General features: G+C 73.4%; 12 protein-coding genes. 5 read left to right on the top strand and 7 right to left on the bottom strand.

Annotation, left to right across the window (positions count from 1 at the left end; all coding sequences use genetic code 11):
* A partial coding sequence (locus FRZ03_RS20525; protein WP_261399276.1) for a hypothetical protein occupies positions 1-884 on the top strand: 884 nt, incomplete at its 5' end.
* Positions 885-1,026: 142 nt separating this feature from the next.
* Here FRZ03_RS20525 and FRZ03_RS20530 read toward each other — a convergent pair.
* Complete coding sequence (locus FRZ03_RS20530; protein WP_146466615.1) at positions 1,027-1,641, bottom strand: TetR/AcrR family transcriptional regulator; 615 nt, start codon at positions 1,639-1,641, stop codon at positions 1,027-1,029.
* 226 nt (positions 1,642-1,867) lie between these two features.
* Between FRZ03_RS20530 and FRZ03_RS20535 the strand changes: the two genes are divergently transcribed.
* On the top strand, positions 1,868-2,668 hold the full coding sequence (locus FRZ03_RS20535; protein WP_146466616.1) for a phosphatase PAP2 family protein: 801 nt from the start codon (positions 1,868-1,870) through the stop codon (positions 2,666-2,668).
* On the top strand, positions 2,665-3,648 hold the full coding sequence (locus FRZ03_RS20540) for a DMT family protein (protein WP_146466617.1): 984 nt from the start codon (positions 2,665-2,667) through the stop codon (positions 3,646-3,648). Before FRZ03_RS20535 ends, FRZ03_RS20540 begins: the two co-directional genes overlap by 4 nt.
* Positions 3,649-3,735: 87 nt before the next feature.
* Here the strand turns inward: FRZ03_RS20540 and FRZ03_RS20545 are convergent, their stop codons facing one another.
* The 3 genes from FRZ03_RS20545 to FRZ03_RS20555 all read right to left on the bottom strand — a co-directional run bounded on the left by FRZ03_RS20545 (position 3,736) and on the right by FRZ03_RS20555 (position 7,518).
* The gene (locus FRZ03_RS20545) at positions 3,736-4,581 is read right to left on the bottom strand and encodes an LURP-one-related family protein (RefSeq protein WP_146466618.1); all 846 of its coding nucleotides are present in this window, start codon (positions 4,579-4,581) and stop codon (positions 3,736-3,738) included.
* A gap of 66 nt (positions 4,582-4,647) precedes the next feature.
* Positions 4,648-6,696, bottom strand: coding sequence for a phosphocholine-specific phospholipase C (locus FRZ03_RS20550; RefSeq protein ID WP_146466619.1), 2,049 nt, complete (start codon positions 6,694-6,696; stop codon positions 4,648-4,650).
* A 150-nt stretch (positions 6,697-6,846) separates the two neighbouring features.
* Positions 6,847-7,518, bottom strand: coding sequence for an MmyB family transcriptional regulator (locus tag FRZ03_RS20555; protein ID WP_146466620.1), 672 nt, complete (start codon positions 7,516-7,518; stop codon positions 6,847-6,849).
* A gap of 257 nt (positions 7,519-7,775) precedes the next feature.
* On the opposite strand from FRZ03_RS20555, the gene FRZ03_RS20560 reads away from it, so the two are divergent.
* A complete protein-coding gene (locus tag FRZ03_RS20560; protein WP_146466621.1) occupies positions 7,776-8,432 on the top strand; it encodes a helix-turn-helix domain-containing protein in 657 nt (218 codons plus the stop codon).
* Positions 8,433-8,572: 140 nt separating this feature from the next.
* Positions 8,573-8,803, top strand: a complete 231-nt coding sequence (locus tag FRZ03_RS20565; protein WP_146466622.1) for a hypothetical protein — start codon at positions 8,573-8,575, stop codon at positions 8,801-8,803.
* An 87-nt stretch (positions 8,804-8,890) separates the two neighbouring features.
* Here the strand turns inward: FRZ03_RS20565 and FRZ03_RS20570 are convergent, their stop codons facing one another.
* From FRZ03_RS20570 to FRZ03_RS20580, 3 genes are all read right to left on the bottom strand, one after another.
* Complete coding sequence (locus tag FRZ03_RS20570) at positions 8,891-9,571, bottom strand: 4'-phosphopantetheinyl transferase family protein (RefSeq protein ID WP_186785533.1); 681 nt, start codon at positions 9,569-9,571, stop codon at positions 8,891-8,893.
* The gene (locus tag FRZ03_RS20575; protein WP_146466623.1) at positions 9,519-10,421 is read right to left on the bottom strand and encodes a metallophosphoesterase family protein; all 903 of its coding nucleotides are present in this window, start codon (positions 10,419-10,421) and stop codon (positions 9,519-9,521) included. Before FRZ03_RS20575 ends, FRZ03_RS20570 begins: the two co-directional genes overlap by 53 nt.
* A gap of 82 nt (positions 10,422-10,503) precedes the next feature.
* Complete coding sequence (locus tag FRZ03_RS20580; protein WP_146466624.1) at positions 10,504-11,841, bottom strand: 6-phospho-beta-glucosidase; 1,338 nt, start codon at positions 11,839-11,841, stop codon at positions 10,504-10,506.
* Between the last annotated feature and the right edge of the window lie 28 nt (positions 11,842-11,869).

Below are 11,869 nucleotides of genomic sequence, written 5' to 3' on the forward strand. Positions count from 1 at the left end.
CCCGAGGTGTACTCGCAGACGAGGCCGGTGGGGTCGGTGAAGTAGGAGAAGGTGTTGTTGCCGGGCCCGTGCCGGCCCGGCCCCCACCGGCGGCTGATGCCGCGGCCCCGCCGCCGCCCGCCCGGCGGGGGCTGCGGACCGGAATCGCCGTCGCGGCGGCGGTCGTGGTGCTGGCCAGCATCGGGGTCGGCGTGTACGCGCTGACGAACGACGGCGGCGGTGACCGCGCGGGTTCCCAGCACCAGCCCGTGGGCGGCCCGGAAGACGGGCCGGGGGGCTCCGGCGGGCAGGACGGACCGGGCGGGCCCGGCGACGACCAGCCGTCGCCCGGGCACTCCCCCGCGCCCAAGATCAAGGGCGGCGGGACCGTTCCGGACGTGATCGACGGCATCAGCCTGCCGGTGCCGAAGGGCTGGACCGGGGAGACGATCAGTGTCGGCGCACAGGTGACCTCGGACGACTCCTACAAGTGCCCGGGCAGCGGCTCGGACACCTGCACCGCGGGCGGCGCCTACACCGCGCCCGCCGTGGCACTGGGCACCGAGGGCGACACCCCGGAGGAGGTCGCGAAGGCGGACATCGCGGCCAACGCGAAGGAGTCGTACGGCGGCACCACCTACGGCAGCATCACCTCGCACCAGGTGCTGGCCTCCCGGGCGGTCACGGTGGCCGGGCAGAAGGGCTATCTGGTGCGCTGGAAGGCGGTCACCAGCAAGGGTGCCGACGGCCTGGTGGAGTCGGTCGCCTTCCCCTCGCCGAACGACGCCCGGCAGATGGTGGTCGTGCGCTTCGGCGTCGACGTCGGCAAGGACGAGTCGGTCATCGACGAGATCCTCAAGGGGATCACCGTCTCCTCCGGCGGCGGGAGCGGCCAGAGCGTCTGACGCCCGCGAGCAGTCGGCCGGGCGGGGTTCCCCTCCGCTCAAGGGGAACCCCGCCCGGCCGGGGGGTGCGCGCCGCCCCCGTCCCCACGGTGCGGCGCGGACAGGCCGCCGTTCAGTCATCCCGTGAACGGCGGCCTGGGTCTCAGTCCAGTCCGAGTGCGGGCAGCACGGTGGCCTCCACGAACCGGACGAGGTAATCGGCGTCGGCGTACTGGCCGCTGAGCACCGGGCGGATGCGCAGCACGCCGAACAACATGGCGGGGACGAACTCCAGCGCCGGATGGTCCGCGCGGATCTCGCCGCGGGCCACGCCCCGGTCGATCATCTGCTGGAGCGCGGCGATCTCCGGGTACACCAGGGCCTCGCGCAGCGCCTGCGCCAGTTCGTGGTCCTGCGCGACCGCGGGCCCGAGCGCCTGGAGCAGCTTGGTGTCCTTGCGGGACCAGTCGCCGGCGGCCCGCGCGGTGCGGCGCAGGTCCTCGGCGAGCGATCCGGTGTCGATGCCGGCGAAGCGCACCCGCCGGTTGGCGCGCAGCGCGGCGGCCACGAACTGGGGCTTGTTGCGCCACTGCCGGTAGAGCGTGGACTTGCTGCACCGGGTGCTGGCGGCGACGCCCTCCATGGTGACGGACTCGTACCCGCACTCGCGGATCTGTTCCAGCACGGCGTCGAAGAACTCCCGCTCACGCTCCGGCGTGATCTTGGAGCGGCGCGAGGTGACGACCGACTCCGGTCCCTCCGCGGCCTGCGACGTCATGTGGTGCTTCCCCTCACTCGTGGGCGCCGCGCGGTGCCCGGACTCCAGTGTGTCGCACTTCAATCGATACGTAAGTGTACCGGTACTCGAACGTATCGGTACACTTCCGTATCGGTACATCAGCGTATCGGTACGAGGGCGTACCCGAAGCTTTCCGCACCGTACCGGGGAGTCGCCGCCCGCGGCTCGCCACGACACACACGACCGTCACCGAAGGGGCCGGGGGATGACCGCGCGCACCGAGCCTGCCGAGGCAGAAACGGAGTCGGACGCAGCCGCGCGTCCGGGGCTCATACGTGAGTTCCTGCTCGTCGCCGGGCTCTTCCTCGTCTACAAGCTCGGCCGGCAGCTGGCCACCGGCCACACCGCCGCCGCCTTCCACAACGCCCGTCGCGTCTGGGGCTTCGAGCGGACCGTGCACCTGCCCCACGAGACCGCCGTGCAGTCGGTGCTGCTGGACCAGGGCACCCTGGTCCACCTGGCCAACACCTACTACGCGACCGTCCACTTCCCGGCCACGGTCGCCTTCCTGGTCTGGCTCTACGTCAAGCGGCCCGCGCACTACGTGTGGGCCCGCCGGGTCCTCGCCGTGGTCACCGCGGCCGCCCTGGTGCTGCCCTTCACGTTCCCGCTGGCCCCGCCGCGCATGCTGACCGGCACCGGACTGGTGGACACCGCCCGGATCTACGGCCCGTCCGTGTACGGCCCGCCGGCCGACGACCATCTGTCCAACCAGTTCGCCGCGATGCCCTCGCTGCACTTCGGCTGGGCGCTGATGGTGGCGATCGGCCTGATCGCGGCGACCCGCTCGCGCTGGCGCTGGCTGTGGCTGCTGCACCCGCTGCTGACCCTGATGGTGATCGTGGGCACGGCCAACCACTACTGGCTGGACGCGCTCGCCGCGACCGCCATGCTGGGCGTCGCCCTCGCGCTGCTCCACCCGCCGCGGCGGAGCGCCACCACGGCGGGCCGCGGCACCGGGTCGCTCGTCCCGCGCCAACGGGTCCTGGCGGGAGCGGGCCGATGAGCGCCGCCGCACTGGTCGCCGTGGCGCTGTCGCTGGTCTCGGCCGTGGCCTACGCGCTCGCCGCCGTCGCCCAGGAGCGGCTCGCCGCCCGGAACACGGGCTCCGGACTGCTCCGGCTGCTCGGCACCGGCGCCTGGTGGTCGGCGGTGGGCCTGAACGCGGGCGCCGCCCTGCTGCACGTCGTGGCCCTCAAGTACGGTCCGCTGACCGTCGTCCAGCCGCTCGGCGCCCTCACCCTGGTCGCGGCCGTGCCGCTCGGCGCGCGGGCGGCCGGCCGGCGGGTCGGCGCGGCGGAGTGGCGCGGTACGGCGCTGACGCTGGCCGGTCTCGGCGCGCTGCTGGTCACCGCCTCGGGCCCGGCGCCCTCCCGGGTGCTCAGCCTGCCCGCGGCGCTCGCGGTCGCCGGTACGACGGCCGCGCTGGTCGGCGCCCTGTCCTGGCCCGGAGCCCGGCCCGGGCTGCGGCACGCCACCGCGTCCGGCCTCGCCTCGGGCGTCGCCTCCGCGCTGACCCAGACCGTGACCGTGGCCGCCACCGACCGCTCGGGGCCGGTGCTGAGCACCGAGGTGATCGTGGTCGCGGTGCTCGTCGCGGCGTTCGCCGTCGGCGGGCTGCTGCTGTCCCAGACCGCCTACCGCGGCGGCCTCGGTGCCCCGCTGGCCGTGGTCACCCTGGCCAACCCGGTGGCCGCCGCGCTGATCGGGCTCACCCTGCTCGGGCAGGGCCTCGCCGGGGGCGCCGCGGGGGTGCTGCTGGCGCTGGCCGGGGCGGGACTGGCCGCCCGGGGCGTGGTGCTGCTCACCCGGGTCACCCCCGAGCGGGCGGCGGACCCGGACCATCCGGTGGCCGCGGTGCTCGCCCTGGAGCCGGACACGGCGGCGGCCGAACCCGCCCTGCGGCCGCGCCGGCCCGCACAGCAGCGGGAAGAGCCGGGGCAGCCGGAGCGGCCGGAACAGCCGGGGCATCTCACCGCGCTGTGAGCGACCGCGCACACGTCGGCGGCCGGTGCCCGGGCACCGGCCGCCGTGACCGTGTTCGGTGGTGCGTGCTCCCCGTGCGGGTCGCGCTCAGTTCCAGCCCCGCGAGTCCTGCTTGAGGGCGGTGTCGACGGTCAGGGCCGTCGCCACCACCAGGCTCAGCAGCGGCTCGGGCAGCTGGTAGTGGATCTGGAGGACGTAGTTGTCCGCGGTGGTGAACAGCGTCTTGGCGAGGCCCTCCCAGGTCTTGGTGATCCGGGCCACCTCGTTGTCCGCGTGGTCGACGATCGCGAAGTTCCACGCCCGCCAGTTCTCCGCCTTGATCGCGCCGACCTGCTGGCCGTTCGCGTTCATCGCGAAGTTGATCTTCCCGATCATGTTCTTCTGGACGATCTCACCGACCGGCGAGCCGTCCGGCCGGGTCACGATCACCCGGGACTTGAAGAACTTCGCGGGCCGGGTCAGCACCAGCTGGGGCTGGCCGTAGGCGTCGCGGATCTCCAGCTTGTGGGTCATGAACTGGTCGAGGCTGGAGACGAAGCGCAGGATCTTCTTCAGCACGCCCTGACCGACCTCGGTGACCGAGCCGATCTCGCGGCCGCTCTGATCCATGACCTTGTACTCGTTGGTCACCTCGATCAGCTTGGCCTTCTGGTTCACCACCAGCACGGGCTCGGTGAACAGGGTGCCGCCGCCGGTGGCGTTCGACACGACCCCGGCCTGCTGCTGCACCTGGCGCTGCACCCGGGGGTCGGCGGCCTGCTGCTGCGGGAACTGGGCGGCGGGCTGCTGGGGCGCCTGCTGCGGCGGTACGGCCTGCTGGGCCTGGTTGTTCGTGTGCTCGGTCCACTGCGTGCCGTCCCAGTAGCGGAGCGTCTGGGCCGCCCCGTGCGGGTCCGGGTACCAGCCGGCGGGAGTGTTCGATTGCGTGGTCACCGGGGCACACTACCCTGATCTGACCGGTACCTGACCAGCCCGCACGGAACGGTGTTCATCGCCCGTTCACCGCGTCGCGAGGGCGGGGTCGCTCACGCCGGGCCGCCCGTTCTCGACGTGACCGGCGAAACCGCGCACGAACGCCGGGTCGTCCGGCGAGGTCACGGTCAGGTCGTACCAGCGGTGCCCGCGCGTGAGGTCCACGGTGTGCCGCACGGTGGCGCCGGGCCGCACGGTCACGGCCACCGGCGCGCCGCCGTAGCCGTCCGCGATCCTCAGCCGGGCCGCGCCCGAGCCCCGGTTGGTGAGGACCAGTTCGACGTGCTCGCCGGTGTGCCGGGCGGTCACCTCCGGGCCCGCGCTCCTGTTGCCGCCCTTGAAGACGCGCAGGAAGCCGTTGGGGCCGTGCACCGCGAGGTCGTAGGCGCCGCCCGAGTAGGCCGAGTTCCAGGTGTCGGACAGGGTCTTGCCCGCCTCGGTGGTGTAGGTCCAGGGGCCGTCGGCGCGGTTGCCGGAGGTGACGAGGAAGACCGCGCCCGCGTGCGCCCCCGAGGCGAACGTGAGGGTGAACGTGCCGGCCCCGGTGTCCACCGAACCGTCCACCACGGGCGCGTACTTCAGCGGGCGGGTGGGCCTGCTGCCGCGCTCTTGGCGGGGCAGCGAGGGGTTCGCGGGCGGCTTGGGCACGTAGTCGGGGTGCCGGTCGCGGTCCGGCGGCCGGTACCCGGCCGTGGACGGCAGCGGGACGGGCCCGGCGTCCGTGCGGGAGAAGTCGAAGGCGCTGGTGAGGTCGCCGCACACGGCGCGCCGCCAGGGCGAGATGTTGGGCTCGCGCACCCCGAAGCGGCGCTCGATGAAGCGGATGATCGAGGTGTGGTCGAAGGTCTCGGAGCAGACGTAACCGCCCTTGCTCCAGGGCGAGACGACGATCATCGGGACCCGCTGGCCGAGCCCGTAGGGCCCGGCCGCGTATCCGGCGCCGCCCGGGTACACGTCGAGCGAGGTGTCCACCGTGGACTTGCCCCGCGCCCCGTCGGCGGCCGGGAAGGGCGGCAGCACGTGGTCGAAGAAGCCGTCGTTCTCGTCGTAGGTGAGGAACAGCGCCGTCTTCCCCCACACCTCGGGGTTCGAGGTGAGCGCGTCCAGCACCTGGGAGACGTACCAGGCGCCGTAGTTGGCGGGCCAGTTGGGGTGCTCGGTGAAGGCCTCGGGCGCGACGATCCAGGAGACCTGCGGGAGCCTGTCCGCCCGCACGTCCGCCCTGAGCCGGTCGAAGAAGCCCTCGCCCCGCCGGGCGTCCGTGCCGGTGCGGGCCTTGTCGTACAGCGGGTCGCCGGGCCGGGCGTCGCGGTACCGGTCGAAGTAGAGCAGGGAGTTGTCCCCGTAGTTGCCCCGGTAGGCGTCCTCGATCCAGCCCCAGCCGCCGTTCGCGTCCAGGCCGTCGCCGATGTCCTGGTAGATCTTCCAGGAGATCCCGGCCTTCTCCAGGCGCTCGGGATACGTGGTCCAGCCGTAGCCCTTCTCGTCGTTGCCGAGCACCGGGCCGCCGCCCTGCCCGTCGTTGCCGACGTGACCGGTCCACATGTAGTAGCGGTTGGGGTCGGTGGAGCCCATGAACGAGCAGTGGTAGGCGTCGCACACGGTGAAGGCGTCCGCGAGGGCGTAGTGGAACGGGATGTCCTCGCGGGTCAGGTGCGCCATGGTCGTGGTGCCCTTGGCCGGCACCCACTTGTCGTACTTGCCGCCGTTGAAGGCGGCGTGGGTGTCGGGCCAGCCGTGCGGCAGGTCCTGGATGAAGGCGAGCCCCAGGTCGTCGGCGTCCGGCCGGAAGGGCAGGATGTCCTTGGTGCCGTCGGACTGCTGCCAGACCGAGCGTCCCTGCTGGCTCACCGCCCGCGGGTCGCCGAAGCCCCGCACTCCCCTGAGCGAACCGAAGTAGTGATCGAAGGAACGGTTCTCCTGCATCAGGACGACGATGTGCTCGACATCCTCCAGTGAACCGGTGCGGTGGTGGGCGGGCAGGGCGGCCGCGCGCTGGATGCTGCCGGACAGCGCGGTGAACGCCGTGGTGGCGCCCGCTATCTGGAGGAAGCGCCGCCGGTTGACGTGGGGCATGGGTGTGGGGGTCCTCTCGTCCTGACGTCCGTGATGCCGTCGCGCAGAGCGAAGGTGCGCGGAGCGAGTGTTCCAAGAGCGGCGAACGTGAGGGAAGGGTGAGATGACGTCGAGGTGAAAGTCCGCGAGCGGTGTGCCGCCGGACAGCCCTCACGTCCCGGGCGGCGGGACCACCGTCAGATGCGCGGGGGTGGCGCGCGACCTGCGCGGCCGGCGCACCGGGGCGGGGGCCCGGTGGCTGTCCCGCGGCACCAGTGTCAGTCTGCGGAAGCCCGGTTCGCGCAGGGTCTCGGGGGTCTCCTCCACGATGCGGCACTCGGTGGCGCCCCGGCGCGGATCGGGGTGCAGGAGCAGGCGTACGGCCCCGTCGAGCCGGGTCCCGCGCTCGCCGACGACCCGGATCCAGTGCGGCAGCCCCTGCCGGTAGGCGGCCTCCATGAGCGGGTCCTGGGCGATCTCCCGCCGCACCGCCTGGAGTTCGGGATCGTGGCCGTACGCCTCCATGGCGCCCTTGAGCTGGGCGAGCATCGGCAGGCACCAGCCCGCCTCGTGGTCGCCGAGGACCCGCCCGGCGTCCGGGTGGAAGAGCACGAACCGCAGGAAGTTCTCCTCCGGCATCGCGGTGGGATGCGGGCGCATCCCGCCGAAGAGCACGCCGAAGGCGGCGTTGGCCAGCACCACGTCCCAGCGGTGGTCCACCACCAGGGACGGGAACGCGACGGCGTCCAGCAGTGCGCCGTAGTCCTGCAGGTACGTCTGGGTCTCGGAGGTCTCGGGGACGGGCCGCGGCGCCGGCCGCTTCCCTCCTGCCTGATGTGCCATCGGGAGGTCACCCCTCTTGCCTCTGCGGCCTTCACGCGGCGATGCGATCCTGCTTCCCCACGCGAGGTGATGTCAACTATCGTGGCATTCCACGCCGGTTGACGGCTGAAATTCGCCACAGTTGTGGCGACACCTGGATGTGGGTTCGAGGCACCGGCTAATCTCCGGGAGGTTCACGGCGATCGCCGGACCCGGTACCGAGCATGCGGGATGCACGGACGCACCTGTTGCCCTTGAGAGACGTAGGAGTTCTGTCGGTGACGGATGGCTACGAGGATCCGGGCGCCGCGGCGACCGCCCAGCTGCCGGCCGTCGTCGCCCGCGTCACCGCGCTCGCCGAGCGGCTCGGGGTGGCCCAGGCCGAGGTCTTCGACGTCGCACGGCTCTCGGTCGCCTGCGGGGTGCCGGAGCCGGTGGTCAAGGCCCTGCTCAGCGGCCGCCCGGCCGGCGAACCCGACGTCCAGGCGCGGTTCCTCCAGCGCCTGGGCCTGCTGCGGCGCACCCGGCTGAAGCCCAACGGCCGCAGATACACCCAGCAGGAGATCGCCGACGGCGCGGGCATGTCCCGGCAGCAGGCCGGCGCCCTCATCAACGGCGACCGCCGGCCCACCATGGAGCACTGCGACGCGTTGCAGCGGTTCTTCCGGGTGCACGCCGGTTTCCTGACCGCGGAGGACCCGGAGGCGCTGGCGGGCGCGTTGCAGCGCACCGAGCAGGAGCTGTTGCAGAAGCTGGCCGACCGGGAGCGGGCCGCGGCCGCGGCCGCCGAGGACCCGCTGGAGCGGCTGCTCCAGGACCACGGGGTGCGCGGAATCGCCTGGCGGGCCGCGCAGTTGCCCACCGACCAGCACCGGGACAAGGTCGCCGAATGGCTGGACATGCTGCTGGAGAGCGTGAAGCGGCCCGATTCCTGACGGGCACTCGGGCGGGGCGCGGGGTGCGCTTTCGCCCCATTGTCAGTGGTGGGCGGCAAGCTGGTCGGGTGCGCCGTACGACGCGGCGCGCGGCGCCGCAGGGCGCGTGACCGTGACGCCTATTCGGGGAGAGCCGACCGATGCCCACCGCCGTACTGACCGACCACGAGCGCACCGCCGTCCAGGCCTATCTGCGGCTGCTGCACACGGTGCGCGCCGCCTTCGACGGACCGCCCGAGGGCGCGCCGCCCGCCGTCGTGCCGCCCGGCGTGCTCGCCGAGGCGGAGACGGCCCTCGCGGGGGCCGGCCTCGCGGGCAACGAGGCGGAGTTCTTCCGGCTGCTGGGCGAGTGGTGCCCGCCGGCCGCCTGACCGTCCGCCCGGCCGCCGTCCGCATCCGGGGACGGCGGCGGCCGGGGCGCCTCGGGCCCGCGGTGCGGCGACGGCGGCCGGGGCCCTTCAGCCGTGGGGTACGACGACCGTGGTGGTCACGAGATGGTCGCGCACGGACCAGCGGCCGTCGAAGACCTGGACGCGGCGAGGACCGACCCGGGGCCCGGGGACGAGGAGTTCGGCGTGCAGGGTGCCGTGCGGTTCGCCGTCGGGGGCCGGGTTCACAGTGATGTCGGCCTCGGAGAAGTCCAGCCACTTGTGGGTGAGCGGGTACCAGGCCTTGTACACGGACTCCTTGGCGCTGAACAGGATCCGGTCCCAGTGCACGGCGGGCCCTCGCCCGGCGAGCCGTTCCAGGCGCGCCGTCTCGGCGGGCAGGAAGACGGAGGGGCCGACGCCCTCCGGCAGCGCTCCGTGCGGTTCGGCGTCGATGCCGAGGGAGGCCAGGTCGGTGGCGCGGGCCAGGGCGGCGGCGCAGTAGCCGTCGCAGTGGGTCATGCTGCCGATGATGCCGGCCGGCCACTGCGGGGCGCCGCGCTCGCCGCTGACCACGGGCCGCGCCGGGATGCCGAGCTTCTCCATGGCGCGCCGGGCGCAGCCGCGCACGGCCGCGAACTCGCGGCGCCGCTTGGCCACGGCGCGGGCGACGAGCACCTCCTCCTCCGGGTGGAGGGGGGCCTCCCACAGCGGGTCGTCACGGTGTGCCTCCACGGCCACGACCGACTCCGGGAGCAGCTCCTCGATCACCGGTCTCGTCCTCCATCGGCAGGATGCGGCGCGGCTTTCCCGGGGGTACCGGGCGCTTGCGCCATTCACGGGGGTAGCCCACGGAGACCTCGGTGAAGCGGACTCCGTCGTGCCAGGTGGTGCGGGGGATGTGCAGATGACCGTAGACCATGGTGGCGACGCGGAACCGGCGGTGCCAGTCGGCGGTCAGGGCGGTGCCGCACCACATGGCGAACTCGGGGTGCCAGAGCACCTCGGTGGGGTGCCGGTCCAGGGGGTAGTGGTTGGCCAGCACGGTCGGCAGGTCGGCCGGCAGCGCGGCGAGTCTCTCCTCGGTCCGCGCCACCCGGTCCCGGCACCACGCCTCCCGGGTGGGGTACGGATCGGGGTGCAGCAGGTACTCGTCGTTGCAGACGATGCCGGTGGACTCCGCGTAGGCGAGGCCCTCGGCCTTGGTGGCGCAGCCGGCGGGCAGGAAGGAGTAGTCGTAGCCGAGGAACAGCGGGGCGACCACGGCCGGGCCGCCGGCGCCGTGCCACACCGGGTAGGGGTCCTCGGGGGTGAGGACGCCGAGTTCCCGGCAGACCTCGACCAGGTGCTCGTAGCGGGCGACGCCCCGCAGCGTCACGGTGTCCTTCGGGTGGGTCCACAGGTCGTGGTTGCCGGGCGCCCACAGCACCTTGGCGAAGCGGCCGGCGAGGGTGGCGAGGGTCCAGCGGATGTCCTCGACGGTCTCCGCGATGTCGCCCGCGACGATCAGCCAGTCCTCCTCTCCGCCCCGCAGCTCCTCGACCAGGCGGCGGTTCTCCGGGTAGGAGATGTGCAGATCACTGATGGCCAGCAACTGACCGGGACCGGCCGTCGGCTCCACCCCGTGTCCCCTTCCGATCAGCGAATCGTCCGCTCCACAAGAACACAATTGCGGGCGGCGTTCAAGGGTCTTCGGGCCGCGCCTACCTGAGGTAGGCGAGGCCCGGATGGGCGGCGATGTAGCCGTCCGCGAGCCGTCGGGCCACGTTCACGGAGTCGACCAGGGGGTGCAGGGCGAAGGCCTTGACCGCCGTGGCCCGGGAGGCGGACCGGGCGGCGGCGAGGACCTCGCGCTCCACCGCCTTGACCGCGCAGACCAGGCCCGTCGCGTGGGCGGGCAGCGGCGCGGTGGCCAGGGGGTGGGCGCCATTGGCGTCCACCAGGCAGGGCACCTCGACGACGGCGTCGTCGTCGAGGGCGGACAGGGTCCCGTTGTTGCGGACGTTGAGGATCAGGGTGGTGCGCTCGTCGCGGGCGATGGCCCGCATCAGGGCGAGGGCCACCTTCTCGTAGCCGCCGGAGAGGTCCTCCTCCTCGCGCTCGCCGGCGCCCGCGCTCTCGCGGTTCTCGGCCATGTACGTCGCCTCGCGCTCGGCGCGGGTGCGGTCCCACGCGTCCAGCGCGGAGACGTCCGGGCGCCCGGCGGCCTCGTAGAAGCGGGCCTGCTGGTCGCGCAGGAAGGCGCCGCGGGTCCGCTCGGCCATCTGGTAGGCGCGCACGGTCTCGCGGTTGAAGTAGTAGTAGTGCAGGTACTCGTTGGGGATCGCGCCGAGCGAGCGCAGCCAGTCGGGGCCGAAGAGCCTGCCCTCCTCGAAGGAGCCGAGCAGCGCGGGATCGGCGAGCAGCCGCGGGAGCAGGTCGCGCCCGCCGACGCGCAGCCCGCGGACCCAGCCGAGGTGGTTGAGGCCGACGTAGTCCACGAACGCCTCGCGCGGGTCGGCGCCGAGGACGCGGGCGACACGGCGGCCGAGGCCGACCGGCGAGTCGCAGATGCCGATGGCGCGCCCGCCCAGGTGCCGGGACATGGCCTCGGTGACCAGGCCCGCCGGGTTGGTGAAGTTGATGACCCAGGCGTCGGGGGCGAGGCGGGCCACCCGGCGGGCGATGTCGTCCGCGACGGGCACCGTGCGCAGGCCGTAGGCGATGCCGCCCGCGCCGACCGTCTCCTGCCCGAGCACGCCCTCGGCGAGCGCGATCCGCTCGTCGGCCGCCCGTCCCTCCAGGCCGCCGACCCGGATCGCGGAGAAGACGAAGTCGGCGCCGCGCAGGGCCTCGTCGAGGTCGGTGGTGACGGTCACCCGGGGCGCGTCCGGGACGCCGGCGGCCTGTTCCGCCAGGACCCGGGAGACCGCGTGCAGCCGGCGGTCGTCCAGGTCGTGCAGGACGACCTCGGTGACCCGCCCCTCGGCACGGTCGGTCAGCAGCGCACCGTGGACCAGCGGAACGCGGAACCCGCCGCCGCCCAGAATCGTCAGCCTCACGTCCTACGCACCTCTCCCGAGTCCCGCC

The sequence above is a fragment of the Streptomyces misionensis genome (genome assembly GCF_007896895.1).
GTDB classification, from domain to species: Bacteria; Actinomycetota; Actinomycetes; order Streptomycetales; family Streptomycetaceae; genus Streptomyces; species Streptomyces misionensis_A.